Origin of the sequence: Arthrobacter silvisoli, from assembly GCF_003369445.1 — a bacterium.
GTDB lineage: Bacteria > Actinomycetota > Actinomycetes > Actinomycetales > Micrococcaceae > Arthrobacter > Arthrobacter silvisoli.
In genome coordinates, this window is sequence record NZ_QRCU01000018.1 from 144,771 (window position 1) to 169,402 (window position 24,632).

Annotated in this window: 23 protein-coding genes; 14 read left to right on the top strand and 9 right to left on the bottom strand. The window is 65.2% G+C overall.

Going from position 1 to position 24,632, the window contains the following annotated elements; translation table 11 throughout:
• Nucleotides 1-30: 30 nt before the first annotated feature.
• Genes DWV11_RS04590 through DWV11_RS04610 form a run of 5 tightly spaced genes read right to left on the bottom strand, consistent with a single transcriptional unit; the run spans nt 31 to nt 3,993 of the window.
• Nucleotides 31-795, bottom strand: coding sequence for an ABC transporter permease (locus DWV11_RS04590; RefSeq protein WP_115787701.1), 765 nt, complete (start codon nt 793-795; stop codon nt 31-33).
• A complete protein-coding gene (locus DWV11_RS04595; RefSeq protein ID WP_115787702.1) occupies nt 792-1,721 on the bottom strand; it encodes an ABC transporter ATP-binding protein in 930 nt (309 codons plus the stop codon). The genes DWV11_RS04590 and DWV11_RS04595 overlap by 4 nt, the downstream gene beginning before the upstream one ends.
• Complete coding sequence (locus tag DWV11_RS04600; RefSeq protein ID WP_115787703.1) at nt 1,718-2,041, bottom strand: PLDc N-terminal domain-containing protein; 324 nt, start codon at nt 2,039-2,041, stop codon at nt 1,718-1,720. Before DWV11_RS04600 ends, DWV11_RS04595 begins: the two co-directional genes overlap by 4 nt.
• Entirely contained in the window at nt 2,038-3,519 is a 1,482-nt protein-coding gene (locus DWV11_RS04605) for a DUF4389 domain-containing protein (RefSeq protein WP_342767710.1), read from the bottom strand. Before DWV11_RS04605 ends, DWV11_RS04600 begins: the two co-directional genes overlap by 4 nt.
• A 6-nt stretch (nt 3,520-3,525) precedes the next feature.
• Nucleotides 3,526-3,993: a flavodoxin family protein gene (locus tag DWV11_RS04610; RefSeq protein ID WP_115787705.1), complete on the bottom strand. Its 468-nt coding sequence runs from the start codon at nt 3,991-3,993 to the stop codon at nt 3,526-3,528.
• 304 nt (nt 3,994-4,297) lie between these two features.
• Between DWV11_RS04610 and DWV11_RS04615 the strand changes: the two genes are divergently transcribed.
• Together DWV11_RS04615 and DWV11_RS04620 are read left to right on the top strand one after the other, a co-directional pair.
• Nucleotides 4,298-4,720: a pyridoxamine 5'-phosphate oxidase family protein gene (locus tag DWV11_RS04615; RefSeq protein WP_115787706.1), complete on the top strand. Its 423-nt coding sequence runs from the start codon at nt 4,298-4,300 to the stop codon at nt 4,718-4,720.
• Nucleotides 4,721-4,740: 20 nt separating this feature from the next.
• Complete coding sequence (locus DWV11_RS04620) at nt 4,741-5,601, top strand: universal stress protein (RefSeq protein ID WP_115787707.1); 861 nt, start codon at nt 4,741-4,743, stop codon at nt 5,599-5,601.
• Here the strand turns inward: DWV11_RS04620 and DWV11_RS04625 are convergent.
• Together DWV11_RS04625 and DWV11_RS04630 are read right to left on the bottom strand one after the other, a co-directional pair.
• On the bottom strand, nt 5,561-7,426 hold the full coding sequence (locus tag DWV11_RS04625; protein WP_115787708.1) for a heavy metal translocating P-type ATPase: 1,866 nt from the start codon (nt 7,424-7,426) through the stop codon (nt 5,561-5,563). The two genes, DWV11_RS04620 and DWV11_RS04625, sit on opposite strands and share 41 nt — an antisense overlap.
• A gap of 111 nt (nt 7,427-7,537) precedes the next feature.
• Nucleotides 7,538-8,011: a pyridoxamine 5'-phosphate oxidase family protein gene (locus DWV11_RS04630; RefSeq protein ID WP_115787709.1), complete on the bottom strand. Its 474-nt coding sequence runs from the start codon at nt 8,009-8,011 to the stop codon at nt 7,538-7,540.
• A gap of 121 nt (nt 8,012-8,132) precedes the next feature.
• On the opposite strand from DWV11_RS04630, the gene DWV11_RS04635 reads away from it, so the two are divergent.
• Entirely contained in the window at nt 8,133-9,866 is a 1,734-nt protein-coding gene (locus DWV11_RS04635; protein ID WP_342767711.1) for a GAF domain-containing sensor histidine kinase, read from the top strand.
• A 15-nt stretch (nt 9,867-9,881) separates the two neighbouring features.
• Here DWV11_RS04635 and DWV11_RS04640 read toward each other — a convergent pair whose 3' ends face one another.
• Nucleotides 9,882-10,568, bottom strand: coding sequence for a response regulator (locus DWV11_RS04640; RefSeq protein ID WP_115787710.1), 687 nt, complete (start codon nt 10,566-10,568; stop codon nt 9,882-9,884).
• Between the two features lie 187 nt (nt 10,569-10,755).
• On the opposite strand from DWV11_RS04640, the gene DWV11_RS04645 reads away from it, so the two are divergent.
• The 9 genes from DWV11_RS04645 to DWV11_RS04685 all read left to right on the top strand — a co-directional run bounded on the left by DWV11_RS04645 (nt 10,756) and on the right by DWV11_RS04685 (nt 21,912).
• Nucleotides 10,756-11,229 carry a universal stress protein gene (locus DWV11_RS04645; protein ID WP_115787711.1) on the top strand — a complete coding sequence of 158 codons (474 nt, stop codon included), beginning with the start codon at nt 10,756-10,758 and terminating at the stop codon, nt 11,227-11,229.
• 42 nt (nt 11,230-11,271) lie between these two features.
• Nucleotides 11,272-11,631 (top strand): SPW repeat domain-containing protein, encoded by a 360-nt coding sequence (locus tag DWV11_RS04650; protein WP_115787712.1) that lies wholly within the window; start codon nt 11,272-11,274, stop codon nt 11,629-11,631.
• A gap of 61 nt (nt 11,632-11,692) precedes the next feature.
• A complete protein-coding gene (locus DWV11_RS04655; RefSeq protein WP_115787713.1) occupies nt 11,693-13,078 on the top strand; it encodes an MBL fold metallo-hydrolase RNA specificity domain-containing protein in 1,386 nt (461 codons plus the stop codon).
• 123 nt (nt 13,079-13,201) lie between these two features.
• The gene (locus DWV11_RS04660; RefSeq protein WP_115787714.1) at nt 13,202-14,068 is read left to right on the top strand and encodes a universal stress protein; all 867 of its coding nucleotides are present in this window, start codon (nt 13,202-13,204) and stop codon (nt 14,066-14,068) included.
• A 213-nt stretch (nt 14,069-14,281) separates the two neighbouring features.
• The gene (locus tag DWV11_RS04665; protein ID WP_115787715.1) at nt 14,282-14,776 is read left to right on the top strand and encodes a universal stress protein; all 495 of its coding nucleotides are present in this window, start codon (nt 14,282-14,284) and stop codon (nt 14,774-14,776) included.
• Nucleotides 14,773-17,163, top strand: coding sequence for a phosphoenolpyruvate synthase (ppsA, locus tag DWV11_RS04670; protein WP_115787716.1), 2,391 nt, complete (start codon nt 14,773-14,775; stop codon nt 17,161-17,163). Before DWV11_RS04665 ends, ppsA begins: the two co-directional genes overlap by 4 nt.
• Nucleotides 17,164-17,370: 207 nt before the next feature.
• Nucleotides 17,371-17,751: an Hsp20/alpha crystallin family protein gene (locus DWV11_RS04675; RefSeq protein ID WP_342767712.1), complete on the top strand. Its 381-nt coding sequence runs from the start codon at nt 17,371-17,373 to the stop codon at nt 17,749-17,751.
• A gap of 159 nt (nt 17,752-17,910) precedes the next feature.
• Nucleotides 17,911-20,316: an HAD-IC family P-type ATPase gene (locus DWV11_RS04680; protein ID WP_115787718.1), complete on the top strand. Its 2,406-nt coding sequence runs from the start codon at nt 17,911-17,913 to the stop codon at nt 20,314-20,316.
• A gap of 39 nt (nt 20,317-20,355) precedes the next feature.
• Entirely contained in the window at nt 20,356-21,912 is a 1,557-nt protein-coding gene (locus DWV11_RS04685; protein ID WP_115787719.1) for an NCS1 family nucleobase:cation symporter-1, read from the top strand.
• A 57-nt stretch (nt 21,913-21,969) separates the two neighbouring features.
• Here the strand turns inward: DWV11_RS04685 and DWV11_RS04690 are convergent, their stop codons facing one another.
• On the bottom strand, nt 21,970-22,395 hold the full coding sequence (locus tag DWV11_RS04690) for an Lrp/AsnC family transcriptional regulator (RefSeq protein ID WP_115787720.1): 426 nt from the start codon (nt 22,393-22,395) through the stop codon (nt 21,970-21,972).
• Between the two features lie 70 nt (nt 22,396-22,465).
• On the opposite strand from DWV11_RS04690, the gene DWV11_RS04695 reads away from it, so the two are divergent.
• Nucleotides 22,466-23,113: a LysE family transporter gene (locus DWV11_RS04695; RefSeq protein ID WP_115787721.1), complete on the top strand. Its 648-nt coding sequence runs from the start codon at nt 22,466-22,468 to the stop codon at nt 23,111-23,113.
• 479 nt (nt 23,114-23,592) lie between these two features.
• Nucleotides 23,593-24,531: a 5'-3' exonuclease gene (locus DWV11_RS04700; RefSeq protein ID WP_115787722.1), complete on the top strand. Its 939-nt coding sequence runs from the start codon at nt 23,593-23,595 to the stop codon at nt 24,529-24,531.
• The last annotated feature ends 101 nt before the right edge of the window (nt 24,532-24,632 follow it).

The following is a 24,632-nucleotide window of genomic DNA, read 5'->3' on the forward strand; positions in this document are numbered from 1 at the left end:
GCCACCCTGCGGGGGACAGCGGCGCCTTCCCTACAATTCCTTGCGGTGGAAGACCGAGGCGGCGAGCCAAACCAGCGCCACCGACGCCGCGAGCGACGTCGCCACCGCCCACACCGGTGACGGAATCCCGATCCCCGCGGCCAGCGACGCCGCCTGACCGGCGAGGCCCGCCGGCGAGTTGATGCGGACCGGTTCCCAGATAGCAGCGATTGACAGCAGGGCGTAGCAGCCGAGTCCTGCGCCGGCTGCACCCGGCGCGGAAGGGATCAGGACGGACAAAAGGGTCATCACGGCGATGAAGAAAACGCCCAGCACCAGCCACAGCAGCGCGGCCTCCCACAATGTCCGGGCCGGCGCCGCCCCGAAAACGGCTGCGGTCACTCCCCAGGTGATGAGTGTTCCCACCACCAGTATCACCGTGAGGAATGCCGAATGGATGGCAGCCTTGTCAACAACGAACGCAGTGCGGGACACCGGCTTGGTCAGGACGAAAGCCGCCGTGCCGCTCTTGGTCTCTGATGAGACAAGCCCGCCGTACATGACAATCAGTGAAAACAACACGATCTGCGCGAGGTTCTTGATCCATTGACCGTAGGCGTCGACGTAGGTGGGCGGCGGGAGCTGGAACTGTCCGAGCTGCCCGCCGGCCAGCGCGTTGATCAGCTCAGGGGTGAAACGGGCCAGAGGCGGCCCGGTGAGTGCGAAGAAGAGCACAATCGAGGGGAGCACCCAAATGCGCCAGGTCCGGACGATTTCGGCGGCTTCCTTCCGGGCGAAAACGAGGTACCCGTTCATGACCGGGCGCCTCCGACGAGTTGGACGAAGACCTCTTCGAGGTCCAGTTCCTCGACCGTGAGACGCTCTATTCCCGCGCCGTGGCTGCTGAGCAGCACAGGAATCGCGTGTTGTGCGGCGGCAAGATCGTTGACGGTTATTTCGATGACTCCACCGGTTCCCAGGCTGATGGAGCTCGCCCACGCGGAAGCTGCGATCGCCGCGGCGAGTGCCTCGGCGCCCCCGGTGACCTCGACAAGGATCTTCTGCTTCGAGTAGCGCTGCTTCAGCTCCTCCATGGGTGCCTGTACCACCACGTGGCCCCGGTTGAGGATGGCCACGGTATCGCAGACGCGCTCGGCATCGGCGAGGATGTGGGTGGAGAAGAACACGGTGGTCCGGCCCCGCAGCGATGCGATGAGATCCAGAACGTCTTTCCGCCCCATGGGATCAAGCGCGCTGGTCGGTTCATCCAGCAGCAGGAGCCGCGGAGCGCTGATGAGGGCTTGGGCAACACCCAGGCGCTGCCTCATGCCGCGCGAGTACTCCCCGATCCTGGCGCCAACTCCGCCTAGCCCCGCCAGATCCAGCAGCAACTCCGCCCTTTGCTCCAGTTGCACACCGGTCATCCCGTACAGGCTTCCCACGAACCGCATGGTTTCCCGGGCAGTCATCCAGTTGTAGAAGGCGGGGACGTCGGCGAGGTAGCCGATGCTGGCCCGCACGGCATTGTCGGCGGACGCCACGGCCCGGCCCAGTACCCGCAGGGAGCCTGCGCTAGGCCGGGCGAGCCCCGTCAGCAGGCGGATCATGGTGGTCTTTCCTGCGCCGTTCGGACCGAGGAAAGCGAAGATGGAGCCTTCTTCCACGGAAAGGTCGATGGCGTCGAGGGCACGTTTCCGGCCGAAATCCTTCGTGAGCCCCACGGCCTCGATGGCCGCGTTCATTGCTGCTCTGAGTTATCGGGCGGGCCGTAGAGTTTGTCGACGACGTCGGTGACGCGGGCCGGACCCGCCGGGCCGGACTGGCCAGTTGCCTCGGCCCGGGGAGCGGGCTTGCGGCCGAGCAAGAGATAGAGGATCGGGCCGAGCAGATTCAGGAAGAGGATCAGCACCAGCCAGATCCACTTGTTGCCGAAGGCGAGCAGCGCGGCAGGACGCCGGTAAAGGTCAACGAGGGCAACGATGTCAAGCGCCAGGGCGGCGGCAGCCAGGACCACCAGGGCCACCAGGACGCCGGCGGGGATGGCCGAAAGGTCGGTGGTCATTGCGGGCCCTCCGGCATTCGGGGCAGTCCCGGATCCATGGCGGGGCGGTCCCCGGGGTCAGCGGGCCCCATGTCGAGCCGGAACGGCGGATACTCGTCGCGCATCAGGGCCGTGTAGGCGACCACCCGGTAGATCCAGCGGTTGATCCCCAACAGAAGGTCAAAGAGGCTTTTCGGATACACGCCGGTGAAGAGCAGGATGACTCCCGCGACCAGGACGAGGAGGCCGAGGAGCGAGATCCCGCCCGTATCCTGATAGCCCACCCACACGCCGTTGCGGAGGCCCCAGGTGCGGGCCGAGCCGGTGAATGCGGCGATGACCAGCAGGTGGGGTATGGCCAGCAGCCACGACTTGACCAGCACAAGCCCGCGGGAGAGCCGAAGAGGATAATCGACGTCGAAATCTGCCGGGTAGCCGGTTCTGGCGAGGGTGAATGGCGGATACTGGTCTGTGCCGATCGCCGAATAGGCGTAGAAGCATACGCGCCAGGTCCAACGGAGCACTCCGACATTGAAGCTGAAGAGGGAACGCGGATACTTCCCCGTGAACAGTATCGCGAAGCCCGCGACGATCGTTGTGACGACGAAGGCGAACCACAGGAAGAACAGGACGATCAAATGGGGGATGGCCAGGAACCACTTGATGAGCCATAGCCCACGGGAAAGCTTCGGGTCCAGGTAGCCGCTGAGCCGTGCAGGGTAGGCCGCGGCCGGGCCCTCCGGCGGTACTGGCGCCGGCGGTACTGGCGCGCGGACTCCGGGTAGCGGGGCAGCGCCGCCCTCCTGGTGCGGCGGACCATGCCGGCCCAGGCCGGCGGCACCGGCGACGATCATGGGAACCCCTGCGGCCAGCAGGATGATTCCCGCGACGAGCAGGCCGAGGAACACCGGCCACAGAAGATCCGAGCGAACCCCTGCTTGCAGATCGAAGGTGATGCGGCTGCCCGCGTCGGCGTTCATGATCACTACGACCCAGTTGCCTGACTGCAGGTCCCATTCAATCTGGCGGGTGCCTTGCCCCTGGTCCGAAACGGTCCAGAACTTCTGGTCTCCGGGCCGGGCGGGTGTCCTGTTGCCGGGGATGTCGCGGTACCTGGGCTGGAAGGGCCTGAACTCCACCCGGATGACCTCCGAATGGCGCACGCCGGCAAGGTAGTCTGCCACATCCTGCTGCCGGGCGATGCCGATGAATACTTCCTGCCCCGGAACGGCCGCCGAAGCACGGAACATCACCCGTCCCACGCTGCGGCCCGGAAGAATCGCCGGCAGCTCCCCATCCAGCACGATATTCGCTTCGGGTGTTGTCAGGGCGTAGGAAGGACTTTCGTAGCGTTCAACGGGCGTCGTGAGATAGCCATTTTCCCCTTGTTGGTAATTCGCCCACCCCACGCCCAGGGAACCCGCCAGCAGTCCGAAGCCCAGGAGGGCTGCGAGGGTGCCGGCGACCAGCATGATTACCCGGCCTGGCTTCATTGACATGTTTCCTTAGTGGTTTTCGGACGTGGGGTCACCGTTGAACGCCGCGAGCAGCTGCCTGGCCCAGGTGGCCGCCCTGCCGGTTTCGCCGTTGAGCAACGGCCCTTCCGCCCCCTTCACGTAGAAGGCCATCGGCTTTGAGATGATGTCCGCGCCGGCTTGCCTGAGGGCGGTTGTCATTTTCCTGGCTGCGTCGCCATGGACGAAGAGCTTGACGCGGGTATCGAACGCCGCCGCCTTGACTCCCTTGAGGCCGTCACCGGCGAGGCCGGAAAGAAGCTCGGTGATCTTCGGCGTCGGACGCCATCCTTGAATGGGACTGCCGACGACGAGGAGGTCGTAGGCCGAAAGGTCTCCGGGCCTGAAATCCTTGACGGAGATTGCCGCAGCGTCCAGCGGTTGCAGGCTGCTTGCCAGGGACTCGGCAATCGATTTGGTGTTGCCGTACGCGGAATCGTAGAGGATGAGGGCTTTCACCGGTCTTCTCCTTGGACGGGTAATCAGGACGCCTCGATGACGACCTTCAGCACCTTGGGTTCGGCCGCGCGGGAAAAGGCTTCGGACGCGGTGGCCGGATTTTCCATGTGCCGAGCCTAGGTTCCGGGCGCACGGGCCGGTAGGGCAGAAAGTCCCGCGGAAAACGAGCTCCGCAAAGCGTTGGCGGGATGGCCGTCGTCGTGACTTTTGGCCCTGTTTCCGCTGCCCGTTCCGGTGAAGACTAGGCCCCACGACCCGGTGCGCTACCCTGCCGGACCACTGCCGAACAGCCAGGAGGAACATCATGGAGAACGATGAACGGCCCGGAACGGTCCTGGACGAAGAGCAGTCGTGGACCGTTCTGCGTCGCTGCGGGCACGGACGGCTTGCCGTCTCGGTCCTGGGCAAGCCCGATATCTACCCCATCAATTACATCGCGGACGGCGGCGTCCTGCTCATGAGGACGAATCCCGGAACGAAGCTCGCAGAACTCACGGTCAACGCGAATGTCGCGTTCGAGGTCGACGAAGTGTTGGACAGCGAGGCCTGGAGCGTTGTGGTGACGGGAAAAGCGCGCGTAGTCGAGTCGCAGTCAGAAGTCGACAGACTGGATAAGCTCCCGCTCAAACCGTGGATCCCAACGCGTAAGTACACCTACGTGGAGATCACCCCGGAGCGAATCAATGGCAGGCATTTCGAGCTGGGCGAGGAACCCGAGAGGTACTAGGCGGAAACTGCCGGACGGGCGTGGACGAGGTGAAGGGCCGGATTCTTCTTGGCACCAACGGGTCCGCGGCGGCGCGGGCCGCCGCGGACTGGGCGGCGCGGCGCGCCGCGGATGCGGGCGACGAGCTGGTCCTGGTGCACGTGGTCCCCGCCCGTACGGTGTTCCGCCTCGGGGACTCGTACGAAGCTGCCCGGAAACTGGGGCAGGACTTGCTTGACGGCGAAGTGGCGCGGCTGTCCGGCCCCGACGCGCGGTTGAAGGTGACGGGCATCCTGGCCGACGGTGAACCCGCACAGGCCCTGCGGGCCCTTTCGGAAGAGGCTGAGCTCGTGGTCGTGGGGACGGACCGTGGCCCCGACGCCCATGGTGAAGGGTTCGGCTCGGTGAGTTTTCAGACATCGATCATCAGCCACAGCCCCGTTACAGTCGTGCCGGTGCAGGGGCAGCGGCCGGCCGCGGGCGTCGTCGTGGGGGTCGACGGTTCCCTCGAGTCCCGAATCGCGGCGGAACACGCCGCGGCGGAGGCAATCCGGTTGGGGGAGGAGCTGACGATGGTGCACGCAGCAACTGACACGTCCGCTGGGCGGGAAATATTGGGGGCGGCCCGGGACGGCGTTGCGGCCGCGAACCCGGGCTTGCCTGTCCATGAACTGCTGGATCTGGACCACGGCCCCGCCGACGCGCTCCTGAAAGCCAGCACCAGTGCCAGGCTGCTGGTGCTTGGCTGTCGCGGCAAAGGCGGACTTCGCGTGCTGATCGGATCGGTTGCCAAGGATGTCCTGTTCAGGATTCATTGCCCGACCCTCGTCACCCGGCCGGCCCGGACCATGGCTGGCCTTCCTACCGTTTCAGGCCGGGGCGAAGCGCCCTCAGAGCGTTGAGTATCGTCGCCAGATCCACCAGTTCCTGGAGCAAGGCTCCACCTACGGCGGGTATGAAGCCGAAGCCCGCAGCGGACATCAACCCGATGCTCAGCAGGATCCCGGTCCAGATACTCGCCCGTGCGACGTTCATGGTGCGCCGGCCGATCTCCACCGCCAAAGCGGCCCGCGACAGGTCATCGAGCATGATCACGACGTCGGCCGATTCGCTCGCGGCCGTGGCGCCCCGGGCGCCCATGGCTACCCCGACGTCGGCGGCAGCGAGGACGGGAGCGTCATTGACGCCGTCGCCGACCATCATGACTGCCCGGTCCGGAAGCTCAGCGACAGCCGCAACCTTGCCGCCCGGCAAACACTCCGCCAGGACATGAGTGATGCCGGCATCGGCAGCGATCTTCCGGGCCGTCGAATATGCGTCTCCCGTGAGGAGCATGGTTTCGCCTACCCCGAGCTGCCTGAGGGCGGCAAGCGTGGCCGGGGCATTCGCCCGCAAGGGATCTTCCATGACCAAGGTCCCGGCGAAACCGCCGTCCACGCCAACATAGACACCCAGTTCGCCGCCCTCCAGGGTGGCCGGGACGAATCCGGTGGCTGACGATCGCACGAAATCGGCTTTGCCGACTGTGACAGTGTGTCCACCGCAGAGCGCGGTGACGCCCTGTGTTGCCTGTTCGTGGGCGTCCGTTGCCTTCAACAGCGCAAGCCCGCGGGCACGGGCGGCCGCCAGGACCGAGGACGCCAGCACATGGGACGAATACTGTTCCGCGGAGGCGGCCAGCTGAAGCAGCCGGTCCTGGGAAAGCCAGGCGGACGCTTCGGGAGAGAGCCTGATCCCGTGCAGCGCGGGGCGGCCGTGGGTCAGCGTGCCCGTCTTGTCGAAGACGGCGGTCCGTACCCTGGACAGCCGTTCCAGCGTGCCGGAGTCCTTGATGATGATGCCGGCGTGCGCCGCCCTGCTGGTTCCCGAGAGGAACGCCACCGGCGCCGCGATCAGCAGCGGGCACGGGGTGGCGACGACCAGGACCTCGGCAAAGCGGCCGGGATCCTGGCTGCCGAGCCATGCAGCCCCCGCCAGCAGGAATGCAAGCAGAGTGAACGGGGCGGCGTACCTGTCGGCGAGCCTGACAATCGGCGCGCGGCTTGCCGCCGCTTCCTGGACCAGCGCCACGATCTGGCTGTACTGGGATTCTGCCGCTGTGGCGCTTGCCGAAACCCGCACCGCGCTCTCGCCGTTGACGGAACCGCTGAGCAACAGGTCGCCCTGGCGGTGTTCGACCGGCAGGCTCTCGCCTGTCAACGTCGATTCGTCGAAGACCGCCGTCGGGGAGAGCAGTATTCCATCGACGGGGAGGACCTCGGAGGGCCTGACCACCAGGACGGTTCCCGGCAGGACACTGCCCGCGGGGACATCCTCCACTTCCCCGTCCTCGCGCTCCAGGTGGGCCACCTGCGGAGCACGCTCCAGCAGCGCACTCAGTTCGCGGCTGGCACGCCGGTGGGCAAATTCCTCCAGGGCCTCGCCGCCCGTCAGCATGAGGGCGACGATGATGGCGGCAACGAACTCGCCGACGGCGACCGTACTTGCGATCGCGGTAATGGCAAGTAGGTCGATGCCCCAGCGCCCATGCGCCAGGTCCTTGACCATCGAGACGGCCCGGTACGCCGCCAGCATCAGGACATAGGCGCTGGTGGCCACCTGGGCCGTCGTCCCCTGCCCGATGGCCAGCAGGATTCCCATGACGACGGCGACGAGCGCGGTTCCGGAAAGCAGCGGGAACTGCAGGAGCCAGCGGGCCGGGCTAGCGGAACTCTTGGGTCCGGGCATCGGTGGCGCTCGGTGCCCGGTCCGCCGCCGGCCCGGCGGCCGTGGCCCGACCGGGCAACTTCCGGTATTCGGCCGGGCCGGGCTGTTGGACCTGGTTTTCAGCCTTCGGGTTCATTCCAGGCCTGCCCGTGTCGCATCGTCGAGCGGACTCCACCAGGTCAGCGGCGAGGTGACCTTGAAGCGGCGGCCGCTGATCGACGTCGGGACGATCCGCACGAAGGCATCCTTCCGGCCGGCCTGCCAGGGAAACAGCCGGAGTCCCACCGTGTCCAGGAGCTCCTGGGTCAGCTTCACGCCGGCGGCTTCGCCCTTGACCACCACGCTCCAGGCGATTCCCGCATCCTGGTCGACGCCGTCGGCTTCAAGCGCCACCGGCGTCTCACCCAGTGCCGCATGGAGCTTGGTGCCCTCTCCCGTGCGGAAGACCAGGGTTCCATGGTCAACCTTGTAGTTGATGGGGAAGATATCCGGGTGGTCGTTGACCCAGATCGCCAGCCGTCCGACGGACACTCCCCGCAGGAGGGCCCAGCATTGCTCGGGAGACAGGACTTCGACCTCGGAAACGGGTGATGGTTTGCTCGTCATGGCCCCGACGGTACGCCCGGGTCCGGGGCGGGAACAGGGCACAAAGGCCCGTGCCCGGTCTTGATGTCTGGAACACCGCGAAACCGCCGGGTAGGCTGGCATCGGAACGACGGAAGGGGCCATGAACATGTCCAGCCCGGACCGGGAACAGACCGAGAATCCTCCGGCGGCGGGAATCCGGATCGAGGAGCTGCTCACTGATTTCCTCGCCAAGGCCGGCGAGTTGCTTCATGCCCAGCAGCACATGCGCGGACTCCTCGAAGCGGTGGTGGCGGTCGCTGAAGACCTCAGCCTGGAAGCAGTCCTGGACCGCGTGGTCACTTCGGCCTGCCGGCTGCTGAAGGCCCGCTACGGCGCTCTCGGAGTGATCGGCGAGGGCAAGGCCTTGAGCCATTTCATTACCGTGGGCATCGATGATGCGCTCGCCCGCAGGATCGGTCCGCGCCCCACCGGTCACGGCGTGCTGGGCCTGCTGATCAGTGAACCCGTTCCGTTGCGCCTGCATGACCTGCGGGAGCATTCGATGTCGTACGGCTTTCCGGCGAATCATCCGCCCATGAAATCCTTCCTGGGGGTTCCGATCCGTGTCCGCGATGTCGTCTTCGGCAATCTCTACCTCACGGAAAAGGAAGACGGGGAAGACTTCACCCAGGAGGACGAAGACCTCGCCGTTGCCCTTGCGGCAGCGGCTGGTGTGGCGATCGAAAACGCCCGGCTCTACGAGGACGCGCGGCGCAGGGCTTCCTGGCTGGAAGCCTGCATGGATGTGACGGGCAAGATGCTCGGCGGAGACCATGTCCTGGAGCAGGAATCCCTGGAAGAAAGCAACTGGGGGCTGAACCTGATCGCGGACCGGGCGCTGCGCGAATCCGGCGCCTATCTGTCATTGATCCTGATTCCTGCGGAGAGCAGCGGGGCGTACCGCGTCCTGGGGGCTTCCGGGGAACAGGCGGGGCAATTCGCAGGTCAAGTGCTGGCACTGGATTCGGAGACGGTCCGCGGCGTCGCGGGCGGCGGCCCCCCGGTCCTGATCGACGAGGCAGGCCCAATTCTCGGGTCGGCGGACGGTAAGAGCCTAGGGCAGCTCCTGGCCATCGACCTCAGTGCCCACGGGGCCCATCATGGTCTCCTGTTGCTGGTGAGGGCACCCGGCGCCGGCCGCTTTCCGACGACCGACATCGAGATGGGGGCTGTCTTCGGTTCACATGTCGTGCTGGCCCTCGAACTCGACCGGGTTCACCGTTTGAGGGAACAGCTGGTCCTCTTCACCGACCGGGACCGGATCGCCAAGGACCTGCATGACGTGGTCATCCAACGGTTGTTCGCCGCCGGACTGAGCATCCAAAGCCTTCGGCGTTTCACCAGCAACGGGGCTGCGTTGGAGAGGATCGATTCCGTGACGGCCGAACTCGACAAAACCATCCGCGATCTGCGCGACACCATCTATTCGCTTCGGGCAGGCGCGGGGGAGCGGGAACTCCTGAGCAGCCGCATCCTGCAAGCCGTTCGCGCCGCGACCCGCTCCTTGCCGTTCGCGCCGCACCTTGCGCTGACCGGCGCCGTGGATTCCGTGCTCGACGACGACGCTGTCCTGAATCTTCTGGCAGTCATTTCCGAGGCGCTCAGCAACGCCGTCCGGCATTCCGGGGCGGGGTCAATCAGCGTGTCCGTCTCTGCGGAAAACGGCCGGCTGCAGTTGGCCGTGGAGGATGACGGCTGCGGATTCGCCGACCCCGTGCCCGGCAACGGCCTGGCCAACATGGAACGGCGGGCACGTGAACTCAACGGCAGTTTCTCGGTGGACAGCGCCCCGCAATCAGGGACCCGCCTCGAATGGGCCGTTCCCGTCCGTTGAGGCGGGGAAGGGACATCAGCGCCGGAGGGAAGAACCGGGCTCCGGCCCATGGGCCATGAACACCGCCGCCTGGGTACGCCGTTCGAAGCCCAGTTTTGCAAGCATGGACGAAACGTAGTTCTTGACGGTCTTTTCGGCCAGCAGCATTTCTTCGCCGATCTGACGGTTCGTGAGCCCCTGCCCCACAAGGTCGAGCACCCTGCGCTCCTGGGGCGTCAGGCCGGCCACTCGCGGGTCCACCCGCTCGGGCTCAGTGAGGCCCTGGACAATCTTGGCTTTCAAACCGGCGTCGAACAGCGATTCACCGTGCGCGGCCCGGCGGAGTGCTCCCAGAAGGTCGGTGCCACCGATTTCCTTCAGGACGTACCCCGCAGCACCGGCCAGGACGGCACTGCGGAGTGCCTGTTCGTCGTCGTAGCTGGTCAGGATGAGGCACACCAGGGAAGGGTCCACTGACCGGACGTCCCGGCACACCTCAATGCCGGTGCCGTCAGGTAGCCGGGCATCAAGGACGGACACGTCGGGGCGCAGGGCAGGGATGCGGCGGGCTGCTTCCTCCGCGGACCCGGACATCCCGACGACGACGAACCCTTCGCCCTCGAGGAGTTCCTGAAGGCCCCTGCGGACCAATTCGTGGTCATCGAGAATGAACACGCGGATCGGTTCGCCGGAGACAGGCTGTGGCGCTGATTGACGATCCATGGTTCTCCTGCCCCAGCAACGAAAATTGCGGCTTGAACCGGCACTCTCATGTCCCGGCTCTGCCGTCATTCTTCCTTGCCGGGTCAAGAACCGACAAGGGTCGAAGGGCCCGGGTTGAGTCCGTGACTTTTGGCACTGTTTTGCCGCTTTGCTTCTGTCCACGCTGGGAGAAAGCAAGGAGACAGCCATGGTAAGACGCCCAAAACGCGAAAAGATCATCGTAGGGGTCGACGGCTCGGAGGAATCCGTCGAAGCCGTGCGACAGGCGTATCGCCTGGCCACTGCTACCGGAAGCGATGTCGAGGCGTGGACCTGCTGGGAGTTCCCGGCCGGGTACGAAGCATACCTGGCCATGGGCATTGACGGCTTCGCCCACGACGCAGTCACGGCGCTGGAGCAGACCGTCGCAAAAGCCTTCGACGGTGAGCCTCCGCCCGGCTTCCGGACGAGGCTCGTCCACGGCGCTCCCCGCACGGAACTTATCGAAGCGAGCCGGAATGCTTCCCTGCTGGTCGTCGGCCGGCGAGGGCGCGGCGGGTTCCGCAGCCTTCCCCTCGGCTCGGTCAGCGCATCCTGCGTGGCCCATGCCCACTGCCCTGTCCTTGTTGTCCACCGAAAGGACGTCTCAAGGAACACCAACCCCGCCCCGGAACAACCGTGACGGGTACCCCCCCACAGAGAACACAGAAGGAGTCTGAATCAGATGAAGAAATGGACACGCTGGCAGGACTGGACAGTCGTTGCTGCCGGCGCCTACGCGGCGCTGTCCGTGCTGTGGACCACGCAGTCCGGATCGTCGATGGCGTTCCTGGTCACCTTGGGTGCGCTGCTGGTCATTGCCGGCGCCACCAACCTGGCCTTGCCTGGAATGCCCGCGGCCGAGTGGGCGCAGGCCCTGATCGCGATCGTGCTGCTGTTTGCGCCATGGTTGGGAGGCTTCGCCTCTGCAACCGGCGTGGCGTGGAGCGCCTGGGTCCCGGGTGCCATCGCTTTGGTAGTCACCGCGCTTGCGATCAGGCCGAGCACCGAAGAGTACCGTCACCACCACATGGCAGCCCACTAGATTGTGCCGGGGTGTCCCGCAACGCCGGGACACTCCGGCCATCCATGACCTGGAGGAAAGCATGACCAGCAAGAACCAAGCCACGTTGCGCTTTCTGGGAGCAACGGACACGGTCACAGGGTCGAGGTACCTCGTTGAAGCTGGCGGACGCCGGATCCTTGTGGACTGCGGTCTGTTCCAGGGTTTCAAAGTCATCCGCAGCCGTAACCGGGGCGGTTTTCCGGTTCCGCCGGCTTCCATTGATGCGGTTCTCCTGACCCATGCCCACCTTGATCACACCGGTTATGTTCCGGCGTTGGTGCGAGACGGATTCAGTGGTCCGGTCTATGCCACGCACGGGACCATGGAACTGTGCGGCCTGCTTCTACCGGACAGCGGACACCTGCAGGAGGAGGAAGCCAGGTATGCCGAGCAGCGGGGCTCCTCGGTCCACTCGCCGGTGCGGCCCGTATACACGGCCGCCGATGCAGCGAAATCCCTCGGCAGCTTCAAGGCGCAGGACTTCGACCGGACACTCGAACTTGGCGGTGGAATCTCGGCAACTTTCGTGCCCGCCGGCCACATCCTGGGGGCAGCCCAGATACACCTCGCCGTGGGTGGGCGCTCGCTGCACTTCACGGGGGACCTGGGACGGGACGACGATCCGTTCATGTTCCCTCCCCGCGACCTTGAAGCGGCGGATGTCCTGGTGACCGAATCCACCTACGGCAACCGGACCCATCCCGCCGCCGGATCCCGGCAGGAACTGGCCGACGTCGTCAACCGGGTGGCCAAGCGCGGGGGAGTGGTGATGATCGCCGCTTTCGCCGTGGGCAGGGCCGAGACGTTGCTGCTGCATCTGTCCAAGCTACGCCGGGACGGACTGATTCCGGACATTCCCATCTACCTGAACAGCCCCATGGCCGTGGACGCGTCCCAGCTCTACAAACAGCACCGGGAAGAGCACCGTCTCCGCGACGAGGAATTCAAAAAGATGTACGAAGTGGCGCGGATGGCCAGGAGTGTTGACGACTCCAAGCTCCTGAATCTCAGGGGCGGACCCATGATCATCATCTCCGCCAGTGGAATGCTCACTGGCGGCCGCATCCTGCACCACATCGAGGCCTACGGCCCGGATCCCCGGAACGCCCTGATCCTCAGCGGATACCAGGCGGGCGGGACACGTGGGGCCACCCTCGCCTCGGGGGTCCGTGAGCTGAGGATTTACGGTCAGGACGTCAAAGTAAGGGCCGAGGTGGTGCAACTCGAAGGGTTCTCCGCCCACGCGGACGCCAATGGAATCATCAGGTGGATGCACACCGCTCCGCGGGCCCCGCGCATGACCTATGTCACCCACGGTGAACCCGAGGCTTCGGACGCATTGCGCATCCGCATCAAACGCGAACTCGGCTGGAATGTCCGCGTGCCGGAATACCTTGAAACCGTTTCCCTGGACCGGCCCCGTTAACAGCCGCTACGGCAGCCACCAGCAGGACTTCCGGCCCTAACCACCGATGGCCCGCAAGGGAAAACTTGCCTTACGGGCCCGCACGGCGCCCCCGAACGCCCTTGACGAGGAGCAGGAAACACCATGAAAAATCCAATTGTCGTCGGCGTCGACGATACCGAAACCGGCCAGGCAGCCGTTTCCTGGGCGATGCACAGGGCGGCGGCGTTGAAGCTGCCCGTCGTGCTGGTCCATGCGCTGGACGACCGCTGGTCCTACGAGAACTACGCAACCAGCGAACAGCTCAGGAAGTTCGGGCTGGAGCTCCTCGAAAAGGTGAAGGCCCAGGCGATCGAGACAGAACCGGACGTCGAGCTGAACGCCAAACAGGTGTCTGGAAGCATCGGCTACGTACTGCGGAAACAGTCGCGGAAGGCCTCGATGGTGGTCATCGGCTCCGGGGAGTCCTGGTTCGGCGGCGCGGTGACGGACCGCGCCCTGCAGGTTGCCGCCGTCGCACACTGTCCGGTGGCTGTCATCGGAACGAACGCCGGCGACGGCGGCCGGCAAGGCATCCTGGTCGGTGCGGACGGGTCCGAGGAGGCCACCCAGGCCGTCGCGTTCGCGGCGGCGGAGGCGGACCGTGAAGGACAGGCGCTGACGATCCTGCACGCGTTCGGAAGTCCCCGCTTCCGCGTTCCCGAGGGGATGCCCGGCAGAGACCTCGCCGTACGTGCCGCGGAAGAAGAGCGGGTCATCCTCTCCGAGACGGCGGCCGGGCTTGCAGAAAGCTACCCTGACCTCACAGTGCACCAGGTTCTTGCGGTCGATACAGCTCCCGCGAAAGCCCTCGTCGAAGCGGCTCAGAACGCCCGGTTGCTGGTCCTGGGAAGCCGGGGCAGGGGGGCGTTCAAGCGGTTGCTGATGGGTTCCACGGCCCACGCTGTGCTTACGCAGCTACCGTGCCCCACCATCATCACGAGGATCAGTCCGGTCAAGCGCGGCCAATGACGGGCATGAACGATCGCGGGCATGGATGAGGTGACAGCGCACCCTCGGGGCGGCAGCCGGCAGGTCCAGCGACTGACGCTCCGCTGAGCAACTGCGTGCGGACGGCGTGCGTGGCGGCTGCCTGCCCCCGGGCCTGTACCGGAGATGGACGGAACGCCGCGCACGTGACCTTCGACTCTGGTCCGGCGCGTGCCGGACCAGCACGGTGGAAACATGGAAATCCAAGGAAATCCGCCCCGGATTATCGTGGGCATCGACGGCTCTGAATTCTCATCCAATGCCTTGAGGCTCGCGCGTCACATTGCGGACAGCTTCGATGCACCCCTCGAAGTCATTACCTGCATCGGGATGCCCGATTTCTATATGGCCTCGCATCTGGACCCCGGAAACGACACGGTGACCCATCAGCTTGAACAGGCTGCGGCGCGGTTGGCGGAGGAAGCGGTGGAAAGGGCTTTCGGTGACGACCGGCCGGCGCGGCTGACCGTGAGTGTCAGGTTCGGGGCACCGGCCAAGGTGCTTGTCGAGGAGAGCAAGGATGCCGGAATGCTGGTGGTCGGCAGGCACGGCGGTGGTGGTTTCCTGTCACAGGTCATCGGTTCGGTCAGCAGTGCGTGCGCGGCCCACGCGCACTGCCCTGTGCTGCTGGTTGACCAAGGCGACACCGGAGTGCTTCAGCCGTCAGAGGGAGGGGGCCCGGGCGCATGAACGGGGTCAACGTGCTCTGGTTCGATGAAATCGGCAGCGCGGATGTACCGCACGTGGGCGGGAAGAACGCCTCCCTTGGAGAACTGACCCGGGCCTTGACTGCTCAGGGAGTACGGGTTCCCGGGGGATTCGCTACCACCGCGGACGCGTTCCGGCGCTTCATCGCGGGGAACCGGATCGGCGGGCAGCTTGACGGAGCCATGGAGGGCTATCACAGCGGGCGGACGAGCCTGCGTGAGGCCGGGGCCGCCATGCGCTCCGCGGTCCTGTCCGCCGGGCTGCCGAACGATCTCGCGCTGGATATCACTGAGGCGTACCGGGAATTGGCGCACCGGGCGGATCAGAGCGAACCGGCCGTGGCCGTGCGCAGCAGCGCGACTGCCGAAGACCTCCCCGATGCCAGTTTCGCCGGACAGCAGGAGACCTTTCTCAATGTCCGTGGAGAAGCGGCTGTCCTGGAGGCCTGCCTGCGGTGCTATGCGTCCCTCTTCACCGACCGGGCCATCAGCTACCGCGACCTTATGGGGTTTTCGCAGCAGGACGTCGCCCTGTCGGTGGGTATCCAACTGATGGTGCGTTCGGACCGCGGTTCGGCCGGCGTCATGTTCTCCCTGGACCCATCCACCGGATTCCCGCGGGCCGCAGTGATCAGTGCCAACTGGGGACTCGGGGAGACCGTGGTCCAGGGCTCGGTCAATCCTGACAAATACATGGTCTTCACGCCGCTTCTGGGTCCGGGAAAGCATCCGGTGATCGAAAGGACCAAGGGGTCCAAGATCCGGAAACTGGTGCACGGTCCAGGTGGCGCCGGGACCGCCCTGGTGGATACGAGTGATGCTGAAAGGGGCGCGTTCGTCCTTGACGAGGAAGACATCCTGATCCTCGCGGGATGGGCGGTGAAGATTGAGAACCACTACGGCAAGGCCATGGACATCGAGTGGGCCAAAGACGGAGTCTCGGGAGAGCTGTTCATCGTCCAGGCGCGGCCGGAAACCGTCCAGTCGCGGCGGACAGCCGCTTCCTTCACCACGTACCGGCTCAAGAAGGCGGGGGTGGTGCTTGCGTCCGGAGCCGCGGTGGGCAACGGCATGGCTTCTTCCGTCGCCTGCCTGATCACCGATCCTTCCCGGATCGATCAGTTCGTGGATGGCTCGGTGCTCGTCACTGCACAAACTGACCCTGACTGGGTTCCCGTGATGAAGCGGGCTGCGGCCATTGTCACCGACCGTGGCGGCGTGACCAGCCATGCCGCCATCGTCAGCCGCGAGCTTGGCATCAATGCGGTGGTCGGGACCGGTGAGGCGACCATGCGGATAGCCGATGGGCAGCCCGTCACCGTTGATTGTGCCGACGGCGACCGGGGTGTGGTCTATGAAGGGAGCCTTCCGTTCGAAGCCATCGAGCATGGTGTTGGCGATGTACCCGCGACCAGGACCAAGCTCATGGTCAACCTCGCCGACCCGGGCGGCGCTTTCAGGTGGTGGAAGCTTCCGGCACAGGGCGTCGGCCTCGCCCGCATGGAGTTCGTCATCAATGAGATGGTGCGGGTCCATCCGATGGCCTTGATCCATCCGGACAGGGTGCCGGATCCGGCGGAGCGGGAGACGATCGCCGCCCTGACCGGGGATTTTCCCAGCCCCGCAGACTACTTCGTCGAAACCTTGGCGACCGGGCTGGCGAAGCTTGCCGCTGTCTTCTACCCGCACCCGGCAATAGTTCGGCTCAGCGACTTCAAATCCAACGAATACCGCCGGCTGATTGGTGGTTCCGCCTTCGAAGGGGTCGAGGAAAACCCGATGCTTGGCCTGCGTGGCGCTTCACGCTACTACCATCCGCGTTACCAGGCGGGTTTTGAGCTGGAATGCCGGGCCATCAAGCGGCTTCGGGACTATCACGGTTTCGACAACGTCGTGGTGATGGTGCCCTTCTGCCGGACGCCTGGCGAGGCCGCGCAGGTGCTCGAAGTGATGGCATCGAACGGCCTGGTCCGGGGACAGAACGGTCTCAAGGTCTACATGATGTGCGAAGTGCCTTCCAACGTGATTCTCGCAGAGCGGTTCGCCGCCGCCTTTGACGGGTTTTCCATCGGCTCGAACGACCTCACCCAGTTGGTCCTTGGTGCGGACCGGGACTCCGCCGAACTTGCTGCACTTTTCGACGAACGGGACGAAGCTGTGGAAGTGATGATCGGGGATGCCATCCGGAAGGCCCACAACGCGGGCATCCCGGTCGGATTGTGCGGTCAGGCACCGAGCAACCATCCGGACTTCGCGGAATTCCTGGTTGGTCACGGGATCGACTCGATTTCCCTGAACCCGGACACCTTTGTCCGGACGGCCGCGGTCGTGGCCGGCGCGGAGACAGCCGGGGGGCCGGAGGCAAGGTGATGGCGATGGCGTGGTGGCGATGCCGCTCTCCTCCGGCCCGGCAGCCGTGCTGCAGCGGCCCGGCCGCTGCCCGGAGCACACAGGCTCACAGAACCCAGAATCCTGTCCCGCAGGGCGCGGGGCAGAAACCCACGGACGATGGAAGGTCAAGCCATGAACGAGCTATTGAGGTGGTCGCCATTTGACCGCCGCACCCCCTTTGATCTGATGGAACCGTTTCGCCGGCTCTTTGAAGGCGAGTCCGAACGGTCCATGATCCGGGTGGAAGAAGAAATCAAGGACAACGTCCTGACAGTACGTGCGGAACTGCCGGGTGTGGACCCGGACAAGGACATCGAAATCGATCTCTCCGATGGCCAGTTGCGGATCCGCGCCGAACGCAAAGAGTCGAGCGAACAGAAAGACGACGGCAGTTACCGCTCGGAATTCCGTTACGGCTCGATGTTCCGCAGCATCCCGCTGCCGAAGGATGTGAAGGAAGAAGACGTTGTTGCCAGCTACAAGGACGGCGTTCTCGAAGTAAGAGTGCCCGTGCGGGAAAGCAGCGGCGAAACCGCAAAGCAGAAGATCCCGATCTCCAGGGAGTAGGACGCAACGACGGAACTGCCCGTGACGGGTCCGGAAAAGCCCGGGCGAAAAGGCCCCGGGCACAAGGAAGTGGCGGTGCCGGAAACGGCACGCCACTTTCACGGTCCGGCACTTTCACACCCCGGCACTTCACGGCCGGGGCTCCAGGATGGTGGCAGCATGGCACAGGGACGGACAACAGGGCTGTCGGGCGAGCAGGTGCGGGCGCGCGCCGACGCCGGCCTCCGCAATGCCGTTCCGAACGGTTCCAGCCGCAGCCTGTGGAACATCCTGCGGGCAAACGTCTTCACGTTGTTCAACGCGATCGTCGGAAGCAGCTTCCTCCTCCTGCTGGCACTTGGCCAATGGCGCGACGCCCTCTTCGGGTTTGCGGCCCTCGGCAATGCCGTGATCGGAATAGTGCAGGAGTACCGGGCGAAACGGACCCTGGACAGGCTGGCAGTACTGCAGCTGCCCGGCTGCCGGGTGCTCAGGGCCGGTGAAGTCCGGGAGATCGCCGTCGACGACGTCGTACAGGATGACATCCTGGTTCTTCGCGCGGGCGACCAGCTCGTGGTGGATGCCCTCCTGCTTGACGGACACGGCCTGGAACTGGATGAATCGCTGCTCAGCGGCGAATCCGTCCCGGTCGCCAAATTCCCCGGCATGGAACTGCTTTCAGGCTCAATCGTCGTCGCGGGGCGGGGCGCTGCGCGGGCGATCCGGGTCGGAAGCGAGTCGTATGCGAACAGGCTGGTGGCCGAAGCCAGGCGGTTCTCGCTGCTTGCTTCGGAAATCCGACGCGGTATTGACAGGGTGCTGAGATGGGTCTCTTGGGCCCTTCTGCCCGTTTCCGTACTCCTCGTCAACGCACAGATGCAGGCCCAAGGTGGTTGGGAGCATGCCTGGTCCAGCGGCTCGTGGAAGCACGCCGCGACAGGCGCGGTTGCCGGGATCATTGCGATGATTCCCCTGGGGCTGGTGCTTCTCACGAGTGTTGCCTTTGCGGTCGGGGCCCTGAGGCTTTCCCGGGACCGGGTGCTCATCCAGGAACTGGCTGCGGTAGAGGGGCTGGCCCGCGTGGACGTGCTGTGCATTGACAAGACCGGCACGTTGACCCACGGCCGGATCACGTTTGATGCGGTGCATGACATTGACGGGGCTGGACATCCAGGGTGGCAGGAGGTCCTCGGATGGTTCGGTGCCGATGCGGACGCCAACGCCACGGCCCGGTGCCTTGCAGGGACGTTCACCGCGGACGGCCTGCCCGAGGCCGGGCAGCGGGTACCGTTCTCCTCTGCCACCAAGTGGAGCGCCGTCAGCTTCTCGGAGGGCCGGGAAGCCTCCGGCACGTGGGTGCTTGGCGCGCCGGATGTGCTGTTGCCGGCAGGAAGCCCGACGGCGGTGCGAGCTTCCGCGCTCGCTGCCGAAGGCCTGCGGACCCTGGCGCTGTCCCACGCCTCCGGGCGGTTCAGTGTGGCCCGGGGTGCTGCCCGGGAGCTTCCGCACGGCTTGGAACCGGTGGTACTCCTGACGTTCCGCGAGGAAATCCGGCCCGATGCGGCACAGACTTTGGCGTTCTTCGCGCAGGAAGGGGTGTCGGTGAAGGTCATTTCGGGAGACGACCCCCGCACTGTCGGCCGCGTCGCGCAGCGGGTCGGCCTTGGTACGGGCGAAGGCTGCGATGCCCGCCTCCTGCCTGAGGACCCCCGTCTGCTCGAAGAAGCGATGGAGAAGACTGTTGTCTTTGGCCGCGTCAGTCCCTCGCAGAAGAAAGCCATGGTTCAGGCACTGGAAAGGCAAGGGCATACGGTGGCCATGATCGGCGACGGGGTGAACGACGTGTTGGCCTTGAAAGAAGCGGATCTTGGCATAGCAATGGATTCGGCAGCACCGGCCACAAAGGCCGTGGCGCGCGTGGTGCTCCTTGACGGGCGCTTTGACCGGCTTCCTTCGGTCCTTGCGGAAGGCCGGCGGGTCATTGCGAACATCGAAAGGGTTTCGGTCCTCTTCCTTAGCAAGACTGTCTATGCCCTGACGCTGTCCGTGGCGGTCGGGGTCCTGCTGCTGGATTTTCCGTTCCTGCCCCGCCAGTTGTCGGTGACGGACGGCCTCACCATTGGAATTCCAGCCTTCTTCCTCGCCCTGATGCCCAACCTGCGCCGTTACCAACCAGGGTTCCTCAAGCGTTCGCTGCGGCTGGCACTTCCGGCAGGATTCATCATCGCTGCGGCCCTCCTGGCGATCACAGGTTTCGGCTCTGCGGCTGCCGGCGACTCGACGGGCGCGGTACGGACGGCAGCAGTTGTGGCCCTGTCGCTGCTGGGCCTTTGCCTGCTCGCGGTCGTTTCCCGTCCCGTGAACGCCTGGAGCACGGCGATTGCCGCCGCGATGTCCGCGGTGCTGGTGCTTGTATTGTCCGTACCTGTTTTCCAGGATTTCCTCGACTTCGAGCAACCATCTCCGGAGTTGCTTGCCGTCACCGCCGTCGTCACGGTCCCGGCCGCGGCATGCATCTTCGCACTTGGCCGGGGAGGCTGGCTCACGCGGGGCGGGGGCTCCCGGGAGCTCCCGGAGCGGCGGTGAATCTATTCCAGCGTGGCCGGGCTGAGTATATTGACAGCAATGGATGCGCTGCCGGTGCCCGTCCAGGGGTTCCCGAACCGGCGTTCCGCACCCGTCGGTACTGGAAGCGAGGACCAAGTGTCTGACGTCATTCCGCCGGGAGTCAGCCGGCGACTCTATAACGAAGATCTCGCGCCGGCCGAACACCGCTCGTGGGGCTTCTATTCGTTGTTTGCGATGTGGATGTCGGATATTCACTCGCTTGGCGGCTACACGTTCGCTGCAGGGCTTTTCGCGTTGGGCCTGGGTGCATGGCAGGTGTTTCTGGCTCTGGTCGTGGGGATTGTCATCGTCTTCGTCCTCATGAACTTTTCTGGTTACGCAGGCCAGAAGACCGGTGTTCCTTACCCTGTGCTCGCCCGGATCTCGTTTGGCATCTTCGGCGCCAACCTGCCCGCCCTGATTCGTGCGTTGGTCGCGATTGCCTGGTACGGCATCCAGACGTGGCTTGCCTCCCGCGCGGTCATCGTCATCGCTGTGGAGCTCTGGCCCGGACTCCAAAGCCTGGCCGGGAACAACTTCCTGGGCGAATCCTGGCTCGGGTGGCTGGCGTTCCTGTTGATGTGGTCGTTGCAGCTTCTTCTGCTCCGAAACGGCATGGAAACGATCCGGAGATTCCAGGACTGGGCCGGGCCGGCCGTGTGGGCTGTGATGGGCGTGCTGGTGGTTTACATTCTGATCAAAGCGGGTTGGGACATCTCCTTTGACCTGCCCGGGGGCACGTCGGAATGGGGCGTCCTGCATGCATTCCTTGCCGCCACCGCGCTGACGGTGACCTATTTTTCCACCCTGTTGCTCAACTTCTGCGACTTCTCCCGGTTCGCGCCCACCCGCAAAGCAGTACGAACGGCCAACCTGTGGGGCCTTCCGGTCAACTTCATCGCCTTTTCCGTGGTTTCCGTTGTCGTCACGGCCGGGACCTTCAAAGTGTACGGCGAGTACATTTACGATCCGGTTGAGATTGTCGGGCGGATCGACAGCATCTTTGCCCTGTTGCTTGGTGCTGTCACGTTTGCTGTGGCGACCCTGGGGATCAACGTCGTCGCGAACTTCGTTTCGCCGGCATATGACCTCGCGAACGTTTGGCCCTCCCGGATCGATTTCAAGCGGGGCGGGCTGATCGCGGCCTTGATCGCCCTCGTCATCACACCGTGGAACCTGTTCAACAGTCCGGTCGTCATCAACTTGTTCCTCGGAGGCCTCGGAGCACTGCTCGGGCCGCTGTTCGGGATCATCATGGTTGACTACTACGTGCTCCGGAAGCAGCACGTGCTGGTGCGGGACCTGTTCAAAGAGCAGGGGTACTACACGTATACCCATGGCTGGAACCGGAAAGCGGTCATCTCGTTTGTCGTCTCGGCTGTCCCTGCCGTGGTGTTGGCGCTTGTACCTGTGTTTGGAGCTTTCTCGGCGTTCTCCTGGTTCATTGGAGCGATAGTGGCTGGGACAGTGCACTACTTCATCTCGCGCAACGATTCGAGTCTGGCGGAATCGATCACGGCCGCTGCCGCGGAGGAGCCGGAAACGGGCACCGATTGGATGCAGGTTCCCCGGTGAATTGTTCCCCGGCGATACGGAGATTCGACGAGCCAGGAGCTCTGCGATCCAGGCACATCAACTCGAGCGCAGCGCCACGCGGGTCTGGGTCTGTGCTGCACCGCATTCCTTCTTGAGCCGGCGCAGCAGCCGGTCCAGCGCCCCGGTGTCCGGGGTGTACGCCCGCAACAGGTAGTCGTACGGGCCGGTCATGTGCACCGCATCCACGATCTGCCCGATCGACCCGACCTTGCCCGCGAAAGTCTCGTAGTCCGTGTCGGCGCCGAGTCGCACATCGATGAAGACTTCCAGGCCGCCGCGGGGGCGGGTCGCTTCCTTGCCGGTCCGGACGGTGTAGCCGAGGATGATTCCATCGGCTTCCAAACGGCGGACCCGGGCGGCAGCCGCATTCGTGCTCAGGCCGACGAGCCTTCCGAGCTCACTGAATGAACGGCGTGCATTCTCCTGCAGAAGACCGAGAATCTTCTCGTCAATGACATCCACGCTGAGAATGATAGTCGCTGCACAGTGAAACTGTCAGTGCTCCTCATTGCTGCATTGCACACTGGTATGCATGGTGAATGAGATCTGGTTATCGGCCGCGGCCGGTGCGGTGGCCGGCCTTGGGGTCGCGATGCCGCTCGGGGCGATCGCCGCGCTGTTGCTGCGCGAAGGCCTGGTCAACGGTTTCCGGGTCGCGGCAGCAGCTGCCGCGGGGGTTGCGACGGCGGACCTCCTCTACTGTGCCATGGCCACCGCCACCGGTGCCCTGTTCGCACGGACAATCCAGGACCACCGGGGAGCCTTCCTGACCGCCTCAGGAGTCTTGATCGTGGCGATCGGAGCCCTGCAACTGCGCCGAGGACTGAAGGAGCGAACAGGCGGGGACCCCCAGGTCGAGCGGATCCCGGCAGGCCTTGCCTACCTCCGCTTCGTCGCCTTGACCGGGCTCAACCCGATGACGCTGATCTACTTCATCGCATTGGGCGGTGCCGTGGACTCGCGGGGCAGTTCGTGGGTCGGTCCGGTCGTCTTTGTCGCTTCGGTCGGCCTGACATCGCTCGCCTGGCAACTCCTCCTGGCCATGACGGGTTCGGTGTTCGGCAGGGCGGCGGGCCCGGGACTGATGCGCATCATCGGCGGCGTCGCTTCGTTGCTCATCATCGCGCTCGGCGGCATCGTCCTGGTAAGCGGCATGGAAGCACTTGGATCTTTTTCCTGAGAACCCCGTGCGACTGTCTGCACGTGTCGCGAGCATTTCACGACGTCGGTGTTTCCGGCGGGTGGCGGAGGGTTTCCCGGTTCCCGTCCGGGGAGCGGGGGAAACGGGGCCTTAGTCCCGGCAGTCAGGCCAGACGTCGAGTCCGCCGTCGTGAATGCGGTCCCCGGAGGCCCATGCCTTCGCAGCGGTCGACGAAGTCCATGACGCCGTGGCAGGAGAACCGATCCCGCTGGAAACCTGAAGATCGGGCCCTTCAATCAAGGGCCGGCCGGCGGGTTCGGACGCTGCGATCCGTTTCATGCTTCCTCCTGCTGCGGGACTGTTGGGATAACCATGCCACCCGTGGATCAAGAGCAGCCCCGGTTTTCCGCGGCCTCGGCACAGTTTTTGGGCAGGAATTGGGATTGCGGGCGGTGCGGCAGCACCTCGGCAGCGCGGAAGGTCTTGGGTCCGGCGGCGGTGGGATGTAAGGATCGCTTATGCCCGACCGTTTGATGCTGCTGGATACCGCGTCCCTGTACTTTCGTGCTTTCTTCGGCGTGCCCGAATCGATCCGCAGCCCGGATGGGACGCCCGTGAACGCCGTTCGCGGCTTGTTGGAGATGATCGCGCGGCTGATCACCGAGTACGGGGCGACGCATCTGGTGGCGTGTTGGGACGAGGATTGGCGTCCCGGGTGGCGGGTGGATCTCATTCCCTCGTACAAGGCGCACAGGGTCGCTCAGGCTGTGGTGGGTGCCCCGGATGTGGAGGTGGTGCCGGAGGCGCTTGTAGTGCAGGTTCCGATGATCCGCCGGGTGCTCGGCCTGGCAGGAATCGCCGTTGTCGGTGCTGCCGGGCATGAAGCCGACGACGTCATCGGCACTTATGCCAGCGACGCTGGCCTTCCGGTCGACGTCGTGACCGGGGACCGTGATCTGTTCCAAGTGGTCGATGATGCCCGCCACGTGCGGGTCATTTACACGGCGCGGGGGATGAGGAACCTTGAGGCCGTGACCGATGCGGTCGTCGTTGCCAAGTATGGTGTGATGCCGGGGCAATATGCTGACTTCGCGGCGCTGCGCGGAGACGCCTCCGACGGGCTGCCGGGCGTGGCCGGGATCGGGGAAAAGACGGCGGCGTCGTTGCTTTTGTCGTACGGCACTCTTGACGGCTTGCTCGCGGCCGCGGCGGATCCGGACAGCGGGCTGTCCGCGCCCGTGCGGGCGAGACTCGCCGCTTCCGCCAGCTACCTGACGGTGGCGCCCGCCGTCGTGAATGTCGTGCGCGACCTCCCGTTGCCCACGCTCGACGACGCCGGAGCGCGGCTGCGTCCCGTCGCCGAAGATTCGCGCACTGAACTCGAACGTCTCGCGAGTCAATGGAACCTCAGCGGCCCCATGAAGCGGTTGCTTGACGCCCTCGACCTCCGCCCATGAGGGCGGTCCCTGTTGTGGTGCACCTTGATCTGTAGGGAGCGTGAGATGGCGCCGTGTTAACCCCGGCTTCCCGGGCCGTGGTGGCCCGGGAAGCCGGGGTT